The sequence below is a fragment of the Yaniella halotolerans DSM 15476 genome (genome assembly GCF_000420805.1).
In the GTDB taxonomy this organism is placed as follows: domain Bacteria; phylum Actinomycetota; class Actinomycetes; order Actinomycetales; family Micrococcaceae; genus Yaniella; species Yaniella halotolerans.
In genome coordinates this window covers 1,063,200-1,080,260 of record NZ_ATVQ01000001.1, presented here as the reverse complement: position 1 = coordinate 1,080,260, position 17,061 = coordinate 1,063,200, and the positions used below count along the sequence as shown (strand labels likewise).

At 51.9% G+C, this 17,061-nt stretch carries 18 protein-coding genes; 16 read left to right on the top strand and 2 right to left on the bottom strand.

The annotated features are described in order from the left end of the window. The first annotated feature begins 1 nt into the window (after position 1). The 10 genes from G583_RS0105305 to G583_RS0105265 all read left to right on the top strand — a co-directional run bounded on the left by G583_RS0105305 (position 2) and on the right by G583_RS0105265 (position 10,147). Complete coding sequence (locus G583_RS0105305; RefSeq protein WP_022870152.1) at positions 2-745, top strand: SDR family NAD(P)-dependent oxidoreductase; 744 nt, start codon at positions 2-4, stop codon at positions 743-745. Positions 746-760: 15 nt separating this feature from the next. Further along, positions 761-1,597 carry a 3-hydroxyacyl-CoA dehydrogenase family protein gene (locus tag G583_RS0105300; RefSeq protein WP_022870151.1) on the top strand — a complete coding sequence of 279 codons (837 nt, stop codon included), beginning with the start codon at positions 761-763 and terminating at the stop codon, positions 1,595-1,597. Between the two features lie 145 nt (positions 1,598-1,742). Beyond that, complete coding sequence (locus G583_RS16560; protein WP_084677248.1) at positions 1,743-2,027, top strand: cupin domain-containing protein; 285 nt, start codon at positions 1,743-1,745, stop codon at positions 2,025-2,027. A 145-nt stretch (positions 2,028-2,172) separates the two neighbouring features. After that, positions 2,173-3,840, top strand: coding sequence for an amidase (locus G583_RS0105295; RefSeq protein ID WP_022870150.1), 1,668 nt, complete (start codon positions 2,173-2,175; stop codon positions 3,838-3,840). Positions 3,841-4,052: 212 nt separating this feature from the next. Next, positions 4,053-5,621 (top strand): amidohydrolase, encoded by a 1,569-nt coding sequence (locus G583_RS14505; RefSeq protein ID WP_022870149.1) that lies wholly within the window; start codon positions 4,053-4,055, stop codon positions 5,619-5,621. 434 nt (positions 5,622-6,055) lie between these two features. After that, entirely contained in the window at positions 6,056-7,063 is a 1,008-nt protein-coding gene (dctP, locus tag G583_RS0105285) for a TRAP transporter substrate-binding protein DctP (protein ID WP_022870148.1), read from the top strand. 63 nt (positions 7,064-7,126) lie between these two features. Continuing rightward, entirely contained in the window at positions 7,127-7,633 is a 507-nt protein-coding gene (locus G583_RS16255; RefSeq protein ID WP_022870147.1) for a TRAP transporter small permease, read from the top strand. After that, complete coding sequence (locus tag G583_RS0105275; RefSeq protein WP_022870146.1) at positions 7,630-8,910, top strand: TRAP transporter large permease; 1,281 nt, start codon at positions 7,630-7,632, stop codon at positions 8,908-8,910. Before G583_RS16255 ends, G583_RS0105275 begins: the two co-directional genes overlap by 4 nt. A gap of 177 nt (positions 8,911-9,087) precedes the next feature. Continuing rightward, positions 9,088-9,555, top strand: a complete 468-nt coding sequence (locus tag G583_RS0105270) for a MarR family winged helix-turn-helix transcriptional regulator (protein WP_022870145.1) — start codon at positions 9,088-9,090, stop codon at positions 9,553-9,555. Positions 9,556-9,688: 133 nt separating this feature from the next. Then, on the top strand, positions 9,689-10,147 hold the full coding sequence (locus tag G583_RS0105265) for a GNAT family N-acetyltransferase (RefSeq protein ID WP_022870144.1): 459 nt from the start codon (positions 9,689-9,691) through the stop codon (positions 10,145-10,147). A gap of 491 nt (positions 10,148-10,638) precedes the next feature. On the opposite strand, the gene G583_RS16710 is transcribed toward G583_RS0105265, so the two are convergent. Beyond that, positions 10,639-11,052 carry a hypothetical protein gene (locus G583_RS16710; protein WP_156832053.1) on the bottom strand — a complete coding sequence of 138 codons (414 nt, stop codon included), beginning with the start codon at positions 11,050-11,052 and terminating at the stop codon, positions 10,639-10,641. Here G583_RS16710 and G583_RS16705 point away from each other — a divergent pair. From G583_RS16705 to G583_RS0105245, 3 genes are all read left to right on the top strand, one after another. Then, complete coding sequence (locus G583_RS16705) at positions 11,021-11,230, top strand: fumarylacetoacetate hydrolase family protein (protein WP_245540595.1); 210 nt, start codon at positions 11,021-11,023, stop codon at positions 11,228-11,230. The two genes, G583_RS16710 and G583_RS16705, sit on opposite strands and share 32 nt — an antisense overlap. Positions 11,231-11,390: 160 nt before the next feature. Further along, a complete protein-coding gene (gene istA / locus G583_RS0105250; RefSeq protein ID WP_022870141.1) occupies positions 11,391-12,947 on the top strand; it encodes an IS21 family transposase in 1,557 nt (518 codons plus the stop codon). Continuing rightward, positions 12,944-13,693: an ATP-binding protein gene (locus G583_RS0105245; protein WP_022870140.1), complete on the top strand. Its 750-nt coding sequence runs from the start codon at positions 12,944-12,946 to the stop codon at positions 13,691-13,693. Before istA ends, G583_RS0105245 begins: the two co-directional genes overlap by 4 nt. A 320-nt stretch (positions 13,694-14,013) precedes the next feature. Here the strand turns inward: G583_RS0105245 and G583_RS0105240 are convergent, their stop codons facing one another. After that, positions 14,014-14,421: a VOC family protein gene (locus G583_RS0105240; RefSeq protein ID WP_022870139.1), complete on the bottom strand. Its 408-nt coding sequence runs from the start codon at positions 14,419-14,421 to the stop codon at positions 14,014-14,016. Positions 14,422-14,517: 96 nt separating this feature from the next. On the opposite strand from G583_RS0105240, the gene G583_RS0105235 reads away from it, so the two are divergent. The 3 genes from G583_RS0105235 to G583_RS0105225 all read left to right on the top strand — a co-directional run bounded on the left by G583_RS0105235 (position 14,518) and on the right by G583_RS0105225 (position 17,059). Further along, positions 14,518-14,988 carry a nuclear transport factor 2 family protein gene (locus G583_RS0105235; RefSeq protein WP_022870138.1) on the top strand — a complete coding sequence of 157 codons (471 nt, stop codon included), beginning with the start codon at positions 14,518-14,520 and terminating at the stop codon, positions 14,986-14,988. Between the two features lie 69 nt (positions 14,989-15,057). After that, complete coding sequence (locus G583_RS0105230; protein WP_022870137.1) at positions 15,058-16,539, top strand: MFS transporter; 1,482 nt, start codon at positions 15,058-15,060, stop codon at positions 16,537-16,539. Beyond that, on the top strand, positions 16,526-17,059 hold the full coding sequence (locus tag G583_RS0105225) for a TetR/AcrR family transcriptional regulator (RefSeq protein ID WP_022870136.1): 534 nt from the start codon (positions 16,526-16,528) through the stop codon (positions 17,057-17,059). The genes G583_RS0105230 and G583_RS0105225 overlap by 14 nt, the downstream gene beginning before the upstream one ends. Positions 17,060-17,061 lie beyond the last annotated feature (2 nt).

Below are 17,061 nucleotides of genomic sequence, written 5' to 3'. Positions count from 1 at the left end.
TATGAACGTTCAAAAAGTAGCAATGGTCACGGGTGGGGCTGGGTCTTTCGGCAGTGCGATAGCGCGGAGGCTGCATGAAGATGGCTTTTACGTCGTGATCAGTGACGCAAACCTTGAGCAGGCACAACAGGTTGCGAGCAAGCTTAAAAATACTTTGCCAGTGAGACTCGATGTTACTGACCCTGAAGGCGTCGAGACTTGCATCCAAGAAGTTATCGAAAAATCTGGACGTCTGGACGTCTTGGTTAATAACGCTGGGATTGGATTCTCTGGAGACTCTGTCACCGCCAAACTAACCGAGTTTGACCAGACCATCGCTGTAAATTTAAGAGGAGTCTATCTAGTCACAAGGGCCGCCATACCCCATTTAGAACAAGCGGTATCGCCAAGAGTAATCATGATTGGTTCGCGAACATGGCTTGCCGGTGGCAATCCTGCATACACGGCGTCGAAAGCCGGGGTAGTCGGGCTTGCTCGGACTCTCACACAAGAGTTGGGGCCGTGGAACGGAACTTGTAACGTCATTGCCCCGGGTCCTGTCGACACTACATTCGTAGACAACATGAAATTGGCACAGCGGGAAGCTAGTTTTCAACGATATGAGGAAATTACTCCCTTGGGGCGCAACGCAAAGCCCGAGGATGTAGCCGGGGCAGTTTCATTCTTTGCCGGCCCCGATTCAGGTTATATCTCTGGTGAGGTGTTGCATATCGCCGGCGGACTACAGCTCGCGCCAAAACTGTAACTAAAGAGGTTTTACATGAATTTCGGAGATAAATTCCAGCAACGAGTGACGATAATAGGTGCTGGCACCATGGGAACGAGCATTACAGAGTTGTTTGTAATGCATGGTTGGAGAGTCAACATCTACGATAAATCAAGCGTACAACTTGACGACTGTCTGGAACGCATCACTGCTTCATATGGGCGGGCTCGAGCTCGTTTGATAAACCCCGTTTCAGATCTGACGGGGATTGATCAGGGCGGTTTCGTCATTGAGAGTGTTCCAGAAGACATAGACCTCAAAATTTCCGTACTTGCAGAAGCAGAGAAGCGTCTGCGTCCTTCGCTCCTAACAACAAATACGAGCTCTCTAAGTATAGAAGCGATGCAGAGCGCTTTGGATAATCCAGAACGATTCTTGGGTCTTCACTTTTTCCAGCCAGTGGCCTCCGCTCAGTTAATTGAAGTGATTCACAGCAGTATAACTTCTGCCGAAAGCCTGGAAATGGCTATTCAGTGTGCAGAGTTTATGCAGAGACGCCCAATCGTAGTCCGAGATTCCGCGGGTTTTGCCACTAGTCGTCTTGCGGTATCTCTTGGCTTAGAGGCAATGCGGATGGTCGAGGAGGGCATCGCTGATCCAGAGGATATTGATGCAGGTATGCGCCTTGGATACGGACATGAGGTCGGTCCGCTACGTATGACTGACATAGTAGGACTTGACGTCAGACTGGCTATTAGTAACCACTTAGCTACAAAATTCGGGGCGAGATTTGAACCGCCGCAAATACTGCGACGGATGGTCGCTGAAGGGAAACTAGGGAGGAAAAGTGGACTGGGGTTCTTTCGCTGGGAGGTTGGCGACGAAATTTAATGAAGCGCTTACGGCCCCAGAGCTTGTAGCAGCCAGACCAGGCATTGGCTGCGTATTGTAGTGAATGCTTATTGAGCTTCTATGGTTCTGCACTTCGCAATACCGCAATACTTAGATCAACAAAACCATTCTCGGAAAAGGAATCATGTCGACAACAGCTACTGCAACTGTTCAATTAGAAAACAATGATGTTCGTGTTACGCGTTGGGACTTTCCGCCTGGAACACAGACTGGCTCTCACACTCACGAATATGACTATGTTGTGGTTCCGACAGTTGGTGGAACCTTAACAGTAGTGAGCGACGAAGGAACGCTTGAGAGAGAGATTGTAAGTGGCTTAAGTTATGCGGGAGAAGCCAAGACTAAACACAATGTTCATAATTTGACAAGTGAAAACGTGTCGTTTGTTGAAGTTGAACTAAAAAAATGATTAATAGAACCTTCCGTTAAGGCCAATTTGAAGCTGATCATTGGGCTCAAGGACACTCCTATCTGTGGCCTAGCCCTTCACAGTGATTTGAGTCTATTTGGGATGTCCTGTTCCGATATCTCACAAGAACGGTAGGAAGAGTGAAATGGACAAGCCTTTGGAAAAATTCGAGTTGCTAGAAGCCAATATTTATGGAGTCCTGGAAGCTTTGCAGCGTGGCGACATCACTAGTACGTGGTTAACGCAACAGTATCTAGATCGGATCGAAGCTTACGACCGTGGTGAGGAAGGGCTGAAGTCTGTTCCTGTCCTCAACCCTCGAGCCATGGAGGAGGCAGAAGAATCAGATCGTAGAATAAGAGCAGGATGTCCGCGTGCTCTGGAAGGTGTTCCTTTTACCGTTAAGGACTCATTCGTCGTTAAAGGCCTGACCGCGTCTGCCGGTTCGCCGGCCTTTGCAGAGCTGATGGGACACTGGGATGCTTTTGTAGTGGAGTGCCTACGTGATGCCGGTGCGGTACTGCTCGGAAAAACTAATATGCCGCCGATGGCAGCCGGAGGCATGCAACGGGGAGTTCATGACAGGCCGAAGAGTCCATATAACAGCGAATACTTGCCAGCGGCTTTCGGCTCCGGGTCGTCAAGCGGTTCGGCAGTTTCTGTTGCTGCAAATTTAGCAGTATTTAGCATGGCGGCAGAAACATTGTGTTCGGGGCGGAGTCCCGCTTCGAATAACGCGCTTTGTGCTTATACACCATCATGGGGCGTTATTTCGATTCGGGGAAATTGGCCTCTATTCCCAACCCGAGATGTCGTTGTGCCGTATACCCGTTCGATGCCTGATATGTTGCGTTTGCTAGATGTGATCGCGCAGGAAGACCCGGAAACACGTGGAGACTTTTGGCGGAGCCAGAATATCGTCTCGCTCCCAAAGCTCAAGGAACCGCGACTGGACTCTTATCTTCAGCTTCGAGATGGACGCGCTCTTGAAGGAAAGCGATTGGCAGTGCCAAGGATATATCTGAATCAGGATAAAAATTATCCTCTAGAATTACGTCCATCTGTAAACGATCTATGGCAAGCCGCGCGGGAGCGCCTTGAGTCACTGGGTGCGGAAGTAGTGGAAACTGATTTTCCACTTATGGAGCAGTACGAGAATGGGCGCCCAGGGAGACGCTTTGTTGATGGTCTGGGCGATCTACCTTACGGATGGACTAATCTCGAGTTTCGAGAATTTATGGCTTCTGCGTGGGACGATTTCCTTAAAGTCAATGGTGACCCTGAGTATCCGAATCTTGGGGTCGTAGATTCAGAACAGGTATTCCCTACACCCGCAGGTGCATTACCGAATCGTTATGAATATTCCAGCAAGAAAGGGAGTCCTTACGTAGAGGCAGTGGAACTTGTGAAGGCAGGTTTGCAGAAGCCACATCTACATCACGATTTTTCGAAAGGTCTTCGAGCCACAGTCCAGTTACGTGAAGAACTGCTTGATAGCTGGCTCATTGAGAATGAGTTTGACGCAGTAGTGTTTCCCGCCAATTCGGATGTTGGGGCCTCAAATGCTGACGTTGATCCAGCAGCTGCCGACCATGCGTGGAGCAACGGCGTGGCTTTTTCGAATGGGAATTACGCTATTCGACACCTAGGTATTCCGACTGTCACAGTTCCGATGGGGAATATGGAAGACATTGATATGCCCGTTGGTCTCACATTTTGTGGCGGCACATCTGCCGATCTAGAGCTGCTGAGCTTTGCGTCTGCCTTTGAAGATGCAGGCCCCCAACTTCGCCAAGCACCGAAGATGGGTTAGGCGTCGCTACTTAGGAGTATCCAGATCTCCTTTGTGGGGATAGTTTATTTGGTTCCGAATGCGTCAATCATATCGATGTCTTCTGGGAGCTGTATTGATGTCACTGTGGCATCGATCTTGCTTCCTGACAGTGGATGCTTGTAGCGTTTCAATTTGTGCCTTATATCACTGCAGGTCTGGTGTGGTGGGGCGAGACTTATGACTGGAGATAAATGTCTACCCTAATTTTTACTAATGCCCGTGTGTTCGAGGGCTCTGGCTTTAGTGCCCCGCAGAGTTTCGCAGTAACAGACGGGAAAATCGTTTCTGAGCCGGATCCACAAGCTCGCCGGATAGATCTTGGCGGGCATTTTGTTATGCCGGGGTTCATTGAGTCTCACGCTCATCCTGAAATGCTGGGGAAAGCGCTTTTAAACCTTGATCTCCGACCGCAGGCAGTATCGAGTGTAGATGACATCCTCGACAAAATTGCACTCGCGGTAGCCAACGCAAAGCCCGGAGTTTGGATACGTGGGAGCGGTTGGGACGAGACCTACCTAAGCGACGGCCGCGGTCCCACGAAAGCAGAACTAGATGTGGTAGCCCCTCGTAATCCAGTTGTCCTGACCCGTACTTGTACTCATATGTTCGTAGTAAACTCTGAGGCTTTGACGACTTCAGGTATCTCCTGTGATGTAGAAGATCCTCAGGGAGGTCGCTTCGTTCGTGATGGCCTTGGGGCGCTAACAGGACTGATCCAAGAAGCCGCCATGGACCAGGTGCAAGTTCCTAATTATGCAGACCACGAGGAGGAGCAGGCCTTCAGGCTGGCGCAAGAAGCCTTTGTGGGCTGGGGGGTTACAACCGTTCATGATCTGTCAGCTTCTGCGGCAGGCATGCGCAGATACAGTCAAGCGGAACGGAGCGGCAAATTGAAAATGCGCGTGCGTCCTTGGCTATGGGCTCTGAGTCAGTCAGCCATGAAAGGCTTGCTTGATTCGGCGCTCGGCGCAGGTATTAGTTCTGGATTCGGCAATGATATGTTGCGGATTCAGGGAGTGAAGTTCACACTTGATGGCAGCGTGGGTGGGCGCACCGCCGCGGTCTGCTGTTCATTCGAGGATCTGGACGACTGTGGCCTTCTCTATCTTGCAGACAATGACTTTATTCCAGAGTTGAAGCGCGCAGTTGAGGGTGGTTTAAGATTAGCGATCCATGGAATCGGTGAACGAGCCATCGAGCAAGCACTGGACGCTTTAGATCAACTTGACAAAAATTTCGTGACGAACCAACGCATTCGATTAGAGCATTGTGCTTTACCGACTCACGGACAACTTGAGAGAATTCGAGATAACAATATTATTGCGGCTTCTTCTATTGGTTTTATTCATCACCTAGGAGATTCATATATAAAGGCTTTAGGATTCGACAGAGCAAGTCGTGCTTATCCGCAACGGACCTTTCAAGAATGGGGTATCTGCGCGCCGGGAAATTCAGACTCGCCTGTGACTGATGGGAACCCCTGGGGTGGCATTTATTCCGCTGTCACGAGAACGACGAAATCGGGCGTTGTTCTGGGGGAAGAAGAAAGTATCAGTCTGTCCGCAGCCATTAGAGCGTATACCAATGATGCCGCATATACATCTTTTGAAGAACACGAAATTGGAGTTCTGTCTCCAGGGGCTTGTGCAGATATTCAGGTCCTGGACCAAAATCCATATGAAATGGAACCGTCTGAATGGCTGAACCTCACGCCGACTGCCGTCTACTTAGGTGGCCAACTCGTTTATGAGCGTTCCTAACTAAAAGTTGCGCTATACATCTAAGCAGCATCTGAATGAGCTGGTTTGCGGCCGCTTCCAAGCGTTCCAGGCTGGTGGCAAAGTAGTAATAATTCGGCCCACTTTGGAGTTGTTGGGCTCTGAGTTAAGTAGTTCCTAGAACTCTACAAGAATCGATGGGCGATGTGTCCAGGCCGCGACGTGACTTCAGAGGTGTCCATTGCGTATGCAGCAATTATAAACTTATCCAAAAGGGATATGTGACCTGATCTACAAAAATGGTTTATTGGAAGTAGTTAAAGGACTCTTCGAGTTCAAAGATCGAGCCTGATCATCGGCGCTTAGGAACTGCGCTTTCCTTGCAACCTCACGACACCCGGATTTAACTCCGAATTAGAATCACACCCAATTTTGAAAGAGGAAAAATGGTACAGAAGAGAAGGAATTACAAAGTCATGGCTAGAATTGGTGCACTCAGTGTTCCATTCGCCCTGATGGCGACTGCATGTTCCGATGGCGGGGCGACAGAAGGTGGAGCTGAAGAGGTAACACTGTCTTTCTCGACTATTTACACACCGGAATCACCGATAATTGCTTGCGGCTATGATGCTCTTGAGAACCACCAGGGGCTTGAAGACGCTGGTATCAGCATGAACCTGACGCATTCCTCCCAGCTAGGGAGCGAGAATGAATTGATGGAGCAAGTTTCGTCAGGTCAGATCGATATTGCTCTCTCTACCGGTTCGACGTTGTCAACGGTGTTTGGCATGACAGATATGGAAATGTACGACACCTTCTTTCTTTACGAAGATCTAGAGCAATACAACCATGTTTTAGAAACAGATGTAGCTCAAGAAATGTGGAGCGAAGTGGACGAGGCTGCAGGAGTGCAGGTTGTTGGCGGGCCCTGGCTCTACGGAGAGCGGCACATGTTTGGGAATTCACCGATTCGAACAATTGACGATTTCGATGGGACTCGAGCCCGAACAACGCCGGTGGATATTTACGTCGAGTCGTTGGAGGCACTTGGAGCAGACCCAACTACGACTGCATATGACGAAATTTACATGGCATTGCAGCAAGGCATCTTCGATGTGGGGGAAGCGCCACTATCGATTATTAAAACTGATTCTTTCGACGAGCCCTCAGACTACGTTAGCCTTACAGGACATCTGTTGACAGGGTTACCGCCTGTAATTAATTCCAATACCTTAGAGTCATTAAGTGAGGATCAGCAGAGTGCTCTTACCGAAGCTTTCGACGAAGGCTCAGAGCGAGTTGCCGAGTGTCTAGAGCGAGACGATAAGGCAGCGCTTGAAGAGTGGGAGAACTCTGACAGCATCGAAGTTATCGATGACGTAGACATCGAACCCATGCGTGAAGCCGTCCGTGAATCGTACACTAGCGATTATCCATGGAGCGATGCGTACCAGGAGCTCCTTGACGAATTGGAATCGATGTAGATCGGTTTCTCAATCCTTTATTCCCTAAAGCAGTAGGTGTTCACCGTGCGTCGAAGTCTATTCATGAAAAGCGCATTATTTTTCAGGACAATAGCTGTCGCCTTAGCGATTTTAATTCTTGCGATTATGGTTACCCAAGTATTTTTTAGATACGTACTAGAGGATCCGATTATGTGGGCTGAAGAACTTGCGCGGTACAGTTACGTCTGGATGGTTTTCCTGGCAGCAATTTTTGTTACAGCAGAGCATTCACATGTCACTGTCACTCTTGCAGACGATCGACTATCGCAACGTTTCAGGCGTATGTGGGAAGGTCTCGTTGCATTCCTCGTTGCGGCAGCTTGTTTTGTAATTGCTTTTGGCTCATTTAGCTGGCTTCAAGAGGTTGCTGGGGGGTCTTCGGCTGCGTTAGGGCTACCATCTGAAATATATTATGGAGTGGTTTGGGGCGCATTTATTCTGATGGGTCTGTATTCAGTAATCCGGGGATTCCTGATACTTAGAGACAAGGACGCTACTAATACGGCATCAGAAGTCGACCAGGCTCTCGAAGAAAGTGTAGGCGCATGAGTATTTTCGCTGTTATTGCCCTATTATTTTTGCTCATTTTATTGCGGGTTCCTGTAGTATTTGCGATTCTTATTCCTTCTGTTTTGTATGTGGCGCTTGATCCTAGTTTGACCTTTAGTATTGTTTTGCAGCAGATGGCCGGGACGCTGAATTCTTTCACGCTACTCGCGGTGCCGTTGTTCATTATGGTTGGATACATAGCCAACGAATCTGGAATGGCAACCCGCTTGCTTGATGCAGTGTCCGCCGTTATAGGCAGGGTCCGCAATAGCTTGGCTTACGTTAACGCTAGTAGCAGCATGGCTTTTTCTACTATGAGCGGTACCGCTACGGCAGACGCTGCTGCGATGGGTTCGATTATGATCCCACAGATGAAGCGCAGGGGCTATTCTCCGGGATACGCTTCTGGGTTGACGGCGGCGTCGTCTTTGATTGGACCTATCATGCCACCTAGCGTCGTTGCTATATTGTATGCGGTTCTATCAGGGTCATCAGTTGCTTCGATGTTCCTGGCCGGAGTAATCCCTGCCTTAATACTTTTTCTGGCGCTCTGCATTTATATTTTCATTCATTCGCTTAAGAACCGTGAAGAAGAGCAGCCGAGAATGCCTGGCAAAGAACGAGTCATGGCGATTGTCAAAGCAATTCCTATCATGATGACTCCTGTTATTATCTTCGTGGGTATTCTTGGTGGCATATTTACCATTACTGAGTCAGCTGCTATCGCAGTATTCTATTTCGTTTGCCTAGGGCTTGGGACACGTTGGATGTCGTTTAAGCAACTCGGTTCTGCGCTGACGAAATCAGTTGCGACTGCGGGCCGGATAATGATCATTGCAACGGCGGGAGGGCTCTTGGCGTATGTGATGGCTCGGGAAGGTGTTTCAAATTCGATTGCTGAGTTGCTGGGGACAATTTCTGATAATCCGGTTCTAGTACTTTTGCTGATCAACGTCTTCTTGTTATTGGTTGGAACGGTATTGGAGCCCGTCTCTGCGCTACTGATCGTAGTGCCTACTCTGGCTCCAGTCGTGGCACAGTTTGGTATTGATCCTCTACATTTTGGCGTCATAGTCATACTTAACTTGAGTATCGGGCTGTTAACGCCTCCAGTGGGTATCGTTTTGTTCGTATTATCGGAGGTTGGCCACACATCGCTAGGTGAAATATTCAAAGGTATTGTACCGTTCCTTGCGATGCTTATCGCAGTTTTGTTGTTATTTACCTTTGTTCCTCAACTTGTAATGTTCCTTCCGAATTTAATTGGTGTTGGCTAATTCCATACTAGGAACTAGTCTCAGGGTTGGGCTTCGGTACTAGGGGCCCAACCCTGGCATTCGTTAATTCAGGGACTGAGAAGGCTGTGGTCTAGATTAGTCAGCAAGCGTTCTGTCAGATGCATCATTTTCAAACCGTGGGCACCATTCGCCAACATCTGTGAGTAGGAGATAAATATGACTGATCGTCATTCAAATAACGGACAATCCACTGGTGTCGCGGGTTTATTATCTGCAACTTATCACTTCATGATGAGCAGAATTATGGACCGGCTCGGGACTGAAGGCTACGGCAACCTGTCGAAGACCCAATTGCACGTTTTAGCGCGTTTTGACTCTAGCGGCATGACCTTGCGACAAATTTCCGATCGAGTCCAGATTTCAGTACATATTGTGTCGAATATCGTTAATATGCTGCGAACTAATGACTATGTCGCAGAAATGCCTTCAGCGACTCCGGCTGATGGATCCAAGTATATGCTCACGGGGCTCGGTCAAGAAGCCCTGACAATAGTAGAGAGTGAGCAGAAGGCCGTGGAAAGGGAATGGAAGCAGCATATAGGGGAAGAACGCTTGTCCTCAATTATATCAAGCCTGGAGCTTCTCTTTCGAGCTACCCTCCAGGCCAAGGGGGATCGCGACTAAACAGAGCGATAAGACCGAGCCCGGTAGGCCATTGATATATCTAATATGGATTATGAGTGCCGGGTGAGACGTTCCGATCCTTACATTTCAAATACTATTTTTACGACTATTTTCGTTGAAGAGGAATACTTCTATGGAAGCACTACAAGTAAGAGTCGTTCGATCGAGCGACCGTACGGGTTGGAAGACACTCTTTGAAGGTTACCGTGATTTTTATGGTTTTGAACCTTCGAGTGATGTTGTAGATCGAGTATGGAATTGGTTGATAGAGCCTGGTCATGAGAGCTGTGGGATAGTTGCAGAGATTGACGGTCGTGTCGTCGGATTAGCGAATTATCGAAAGTTCCCTCGTCCGTCAACGGGGACAGTAGGGGTATGGTTGGATGATCTTTTTACAGAACCTACCTTCAGGGGACGAGGCATCGCACGGGCGCTAATTGCGGAGCTAGATATTGTAGCCGCTGCTGAGGGTTGTTCAGTGGTCCGCTGGATAACCAAAGATGATAATCATCGAGCGCAGCATCTTTATGATGCAATCGCGCAACGCACAAATTGGGTCGTTTACGACCAGGTCCCTGGCGACGATCGCTGACGGTTGAACTTGGCACTTCGAAAGCAAGAGTTAAAGGGACCTGCTCATCTAGAGGATACAGCGACTAGGCCAGTGCTAAATTTCCGTGGCGCCTGTCTGTTGCTGTGCCATAAAGATGTTGGGAAGGCGAAGCTTGGGTGATTCGTCTCAGTAGGTGGCGATCTGTATCGCTTATGACGCCGCTGAAGTGATCTAGCTTGGCGTCCACTCTGGCACAGCTCTATAAGTGAGTCCACCATGGTCGTATCCTGAAGTGGTATTGAGCGACGTATGCTTTTGTGTTGCCGTCCTTGTTGGCAGGGTTCCAAGCACGTTTGAATTATCTATTCGCTGGGCTTGCCCGAAAGGCATCTTTGCAGGCTCGGTCCATGTATGCAGTCCGTGTCTACTCATAGAATTGCTGGTCTATTCTTATGGAGATTAAACGACCCGGGTGCAAGCTAAGGCTTGCACCCGGGTCTTGGCTTCACTCACGTGGAAGATTTTTTTCTTTAGCGCAGTCCTGCATTCGCGTAGCGGTTGTAGTCCTTGGCAGCTGTGGTAGCCAGGGTTTTGGCAACCTCGGCAGCGGCAGCCTGCATTGCTTCGACGAACTCCAGAGCCTGCTGGCCGGTCATGCCCTGTGGCAGGTGGCCAAGGCGCAGAACGAGGCCGGAATTTAGTGAGTCTTCGCTCGTGGGATCGAAGACCGGCACGACGATGCTCGCCAGATCCAAGTCGGCATCGCTCGGGTTAATACTGCCCCCGAAGAAGCTGGCGGATGCAGCGATCGTGGTGCGCACTGCACGGTCACGTGCCGGGGTGAGCTCGCCGCCCGCGTATTCTGACAGCGCGTTGCCCAGGGATTCATAGCCGGGTGGTTTCGGCCCGTACCTGGTTCCAGCCGACGTCGTCGGTGATGTCAATGAACTCACCCTCGAAACCCGTGTGAACGGCGAAGTCCGCCAGCACGCTTCCGTCGCTGACCTGTACTTCGACATCCCAACCCTGATCAACTACGTCACCGGCTTCACCAAGCTGAACCCGGGCGATGTCATTGTGACCGGTACTCCCGGTGGCGTTGGACTTTTCTGGGGCGAATGAATATTCGCAGTTTTTAGAGCCGGTGATGGTGCTGTTGAGAGCCACCGAGTTGTGAGGGCGTTGGGGTTGTTCAGAGCCATCGATGGTGTCTTTGAGAGCCACCAGGGCTTATGCTCCTTCCGTCATGTGCCAAACCCACATGACGGAAGGAGTATCTCAAATGGTACGCAAAATACAAGCGAAGTTGGTCCTAGAACTTCGCGCGCAAGGGCTCTCAGCGCGTGCGATTGCTGCCGCCCATGGCATTTCTCGCAATAGTATTGCTGAAGTCTTCGATGCTGTGGATCGGGCTTACCTGGATTGGGACCGGATCGCTGATTTATCTGAAGATGAGGTCTATCACCTGGTGTTTCCGGGGCGGGGCGAGCATATCAGTGTTTATGCTCAACCTGATTGGCATGCGGTGCATAAAGAGCTGGCCCGGGTCGGGGTGACCCTGAAACTGCTGCATAGTGAGTACGTTGATGAGCATGCGTTAACGGGCCAACCGGTGATGGGTTATGACCGGTTCTGCCGGGTCTATCAGAAATACGTGCTGCAAGCCGGGATCACTTCCCGGGTCGGGCATAAAGCCGGTCAGACCGTTGAAGTCGACTGGTCTGGACCTACGATGCGGCTGACGGATCCGCACACTGGCAAGACCCAGAAGGTGTACTTATTCGTGGCGTGTTTACCGTTTTCGCGGTATGGCTTTGTCGAACCAACGTTGGATATGCAACAAAATACCTGGCTTGCAGCCCATGTGGCCATGTTCGATTTCTTTGGCGGATCCGTACCGCGAATCGTCTGCGACAATCTCAAAACCGGGGTAACGCAGCGTCCAAAAGAAGGCGAGATTGTCCTCAACGCCGCCTATCGCGAACTGGCAGGCCATTACTCGGCCGGGGTCCTTCCTGCGCGCATCAGGTCGCCCAAAGACAAATCCAGCGCGGAGAACACAGTGCGGCATGTCGCCACTGACGTCATTGCCCCGTTGCGCAACCAAACGTTTCATTCCTTAGAACAACTGCGCCAGGCAATCCGTGACCGCCTGGTCGAATACAACCAGGAGCCGTTCCAAAAACGTGCTGGATCGCGGTTGAGTGTCTTTGAGACTGAGGAGCAGCCAACTTTACGACCACTGCCGGTGACTGCTTATGAGATCAGTGAGTGGGTCTATGGGCGTCGCGTGGCGCGCAATGGCCATATCACCTGGGCCAAGAACTATTATTCGGTGCCATATACTCAGGTGGTCGAAAAAGTCGATCTGCGCATCACCGCTACTGTGGTGGAAATCTATCGCGGCAGCCAACGGCTGGGATCACACCTGCGATTGCCAGCAACAGTAGTGCATCAATATGCCACTCATGAGGCAGATCTACCACCAGGACCTGGCTATCAGCCATGGGACCAACACCGGATCCGCGCGTGGGCCACCAGGATCGGACCGAGTGCTGAAACCGTGATTGATCGGATCTTTGTCAGCGTCGCCGTGGCTGAACAAGGCTTTGACCCTGCACTTGCGGTGTTGAGGTTAGCCCGACGATTCTCGCACCCACGGCTTGAAGCTGCATGTGCGTTAGCGCCAAATAGCCGGGTGCCGTCTCCACGATATGCGCATCTGCGCCCCATTCTGGAATCTGGTCAGGACAAAACCGGAGAACTCACCCAACCAGATGCCATCGATACCGCCGGCTACGTACGTGGCGGCGACTACTACGCAGGAGACACCAAATGAGCCAACTCGATACCGAAACCCGCCGCAAGCTGCGTGAGATGGCCGCTGGCCCACTGCTGGACGCGCTGTTGGCACAAGACGACACGATGACCATGGGGATGTCGTTTGAACAACGCGTGGGTCTGGCCGTGGATGAGGCCCATAGCTCCTTCACGCATGCCAAAGTCGAAGGACTCATTCGTCGGGCTCAACTCCGGTATCCCAACGCGGATCTTCGTCGCGTTGACCTGCTCGAAGAGCGCGGCCTCAACCAGCAAGTGCTGGCCCAACTGGCCACCTGTTCATTTATTGACCGGCGACAAAGCGTGGTCTTTCAAGGCTTCAGCGGTTCTGGCAAATCTTATTTGGGTTCTGCTCTGGCTAAACAGGCCTGCACCATGCGCATCCGAGCCCACTACATCAGGATGCCGGATCTGGAAGAAGCTTGGATCCAAGCCGCGGATAAGCCTCAAGGGCAAGCAAAACTGCTCAAAAAATACGCCAGTTTCACGATGCTGGTGATCGATGAGTGGCTCCTGGATGCTCCTGATGAAGCCATGCGCAGCATGCTCTTGGAACTGCTCGAACGTCGGTACGACAATGCCTCTACCGTGTTCTGTACCCAATATGCCCGAAAAGACTGGCACCAACGCCTCGGATCAGGGGTCCACGCTGATGCCATCATGGATCGGATCGTGCACAACACGATCTGGGTGGAAACCGGAAGTTACAATATGCGTGAGCATATAGCCATGACCAACCACTAACCATTAACCGGTGAGAGCCAGTGGCTCCCAACAACACCATCGCTGGCTCTCATCGGCACCATCACCGGATCCGTTTGACACCAACAGGTGGCTCTAAACACCCCGGATATTCAGCGAAGCCGGCCTGCTCAACGACGGTGACGTCGTGGAAGTTGAAGTAACCAATCTCGGCATTCTGCGCAACAAGGTTGTAGACGAAGCCAACCTCTAAGGCATGTCAGGGCAGACTGGAGGCCACGCCTTGACTGCTCACGCAACACTAAAGAAGGACCTGACTACGATTTCTTTCGCGGCCAGGTCCTTTTTGTTGTGGTCGCTGATTAGGCTGTGGGGTTGTAGTTGAGCTGCCACGAGATGCCGTAGCGGTCGTTGACCCAACCGAATGGTCCGAAGCCGTAGTCTTCCACCGGCATAAGGGCGGCGCCGCCGTCCGACGGCGCCGTCCATAGTTGATCGAGTTGTTCCTGCGAGGCACAGTTGAAGAACAGCGACATTGACGGGGTCAGGTCGAATTCGTGCTGAATCGAACTGTCCATGATGTTAATGCGTAGGCCCGCGATGACGAAGGTTGCGAGCATGACCTTGCCGTCCATGTCCGGCGTTTCGGCACCGTAGCGGTTGATTGTTAGCACTTCACCGCCGAAAAGTTTCACGTAGTGATTCATGGCTTCTTCGGCGTGACCATTCTGGAACATCATGTGCGGAGTAAGTTGTTGAGTTTCGGACATGAGATCCCCTTTGTACTATGGTCAGCCTGCAGACCGGGTGGCTATGGTGGACTGGCACGCGCTATTTAAAAATTGCGAAGTCGTTGGAGGTTAGTGATGTCCATTAAACCGCCCATTCCGCCGTTTACTCAAGAAACCGCGATCCAGAAGGTACGCGCAGCTGAAGATGCCTGGAATAAGCAAGAACCCGAGAAAGTCGCGCTTGCCTACACGCCCGATAGTCGGTGGCGTAACCGCGATACGTTCCTGCTGGGGCACGACGAAATCGTCGAGTTTCTGCAGCAGAAATGGGCACGCGAGTTGAATTATCGGCTCATCAAAGAACTCTGGACCTTCACCGACAGCCGGATTGCTGTTCGGTACTGCTATGAATCCCAGTCCACGACCGGGCAGTGGTACCGCTCCTACGGTAACGAGAACTGGGAGTTCGATAGCAACGGACTGATGTCGAGCCGTCACGCCAGCATTAACGACGTCGAAATCGATGAGGCCGACCGAAAATTTCACTGGGAGTTTGGGAAGCCGCGACCGGAGGGCCACCCCGGGCTCAGGGACTTAGGTCTGTAGAAAACTACAGTCGAACATCGCATCAAGCGGACAGGGTAACTGCACCGAACGTTTGGTATAGTTACGCGGGTGAATGTTTTCCCTCAGACGACATCCACCCCAAAACAGCGGTGGACCTTCCTCGCTATTATCAGCGCCGCCTTATTCTTGGTCGGTGCTGATAACTCGGTGCTCTATACCGCTCTGCCCGAGCTACGAGACCAACTAGGAACCACGCCCTTACAAGGATTGTGGATCATCAATGCGTACCCGTTGGTACTCTCGGGGCTGTTGCTTGGCACCGGCACGCTGGGGGATAAGATCGGGCACCGCCTGATGTTCCTGATCGGTGTCAGTATCTTCGGGATCGGCTCCCTTGCGGCCGCATTTTCACCCTCCGCCTGGACGCTGATTGCAGCCCGCGGCCTGCTCGGCGTCGGTGCCGCCACCATGATGCCCGCCAGTCTGGCCCTGGTTCGGATCACGTTTACGAATGTGCGCGAACGGAACCTTGCCATCGCGGTGTGGATGTCCGTGGCGGTAGTGGGTGCTGCTGCGGGGCCGTTGCTCGGTGGTCTGCTGCTTGAGTTCTTCTGGTGGGGATCGGTCTTCCTCATCAACGTCCCGGTCGTCATGGTCACCCTGATAGCCACGCTCGCGGTCGCACCGCCGAATATCACCAATCCGAACAAGCACTGGGATTTTATCTCTTCGGTCTGGGCCATGTTGGCGATGGTCGGATTAGTGATGGCGATCAAAGAGCTCGCCAACCCGGACCGGGCTGCGTGGCTACTGATCGTCTCGAGCGTCATCGGAATCGTTGGCCTATTGCTGTTTATTTTCCGGCAGCGTGTGCTGGAGCAACCCTTGTTGGACGTAAGTGTTTTCAAGAACCGGATCTTCGCCGGTGGTGTGCTGACCGCCGGTCTGGTGATGTTCGTGGTTGCCGGAGTCGAGCTGATGACTACCCAGCGGTTCCAGACCGCAGGAGGGTTCACGCCATTGGAGGCCGGCGCCCTAGTGGTATCTATTGCGGTACCGGCCATCCCGGCGTCCCTGTTGGGCGGTTCCATACTGCACCGCGTTGGGTTCATTCCACTGATCACCGGTGGTTTCGTACTGATGGGTTTCGGCATCGGCCTAGCTGTATGGACCTTCAACATGGACTCACTGGTGCCATTTATTGTCAGCTTGGCGATAGCGGGTACCGGCGGCGGACTCGCTTCCTCTGTCGCCTCGACCGCGATCCTGGGCGCCGCCCCGGTCGATAAAGCCGGTATGGCGTCCTCGGTGGAGTCCGTATCGTATGAATTCGGTACCCTCATCTCGGTAGCCATCTTCGGTTCGCTGCTGCCATTTTTCTATGCGCTGTCCGCGCCGGCCGAAGTCGCCGGCGATGTAGACCACGGCGTGGATCATGCCGTGCACGGGCCTGCAGCAATCGAAGCTTATGACGGTGCGTACCTGACCATCCTGGTGATTGTCGGCATCGTGGCGTTTGCCGCTGCTGCCGCGACTGCTTACTGTTTCCGTGGGAATCCGAAAGAAGCTAAGGTAGATGCGCCCCAGTAAAAAAGTCGAAATCCTCAACGCCGCCGTCGAGTTGATCGAACAGGGCGGGTTGGAAGCTGTGTCCTTTGAGGCGTTAGCCCAGGCATCCGGGATGTCTAAATCCGGTATTGTGTATCATTTCCCGTCCCGCTACGAGATAATGCGCGGTATCCACCAGCACCTTGCGGACCAGTGGGAACAAGAATTGGAACGTGCCGCCGGGGGACCAGCCTGTACCGTCGATACGCCAACCCGTATGCGTGCAGTGGTGCTATCGCTGAGTCACAGTGCCACCAAGGCCGAACTATTACTGGAAATTGACGCCCGGAGCAACACGGAGTTCTCGGCTATCTGGCAGCAAGTAGATGAGCGCTGGTCGCCGTCACCACAAGACATTGAAGACGACGACATTCAACGCGCGCAGTATTTGGTGCAACTGTTGGCCGATGGGCTGTGGGTACATGACTATGTGCACGAACACCAGCTGAAGCCTGCCCAGCGCCAAGCCCTGACCGAGGCGATCCTATCCATGCTGGACTAGGG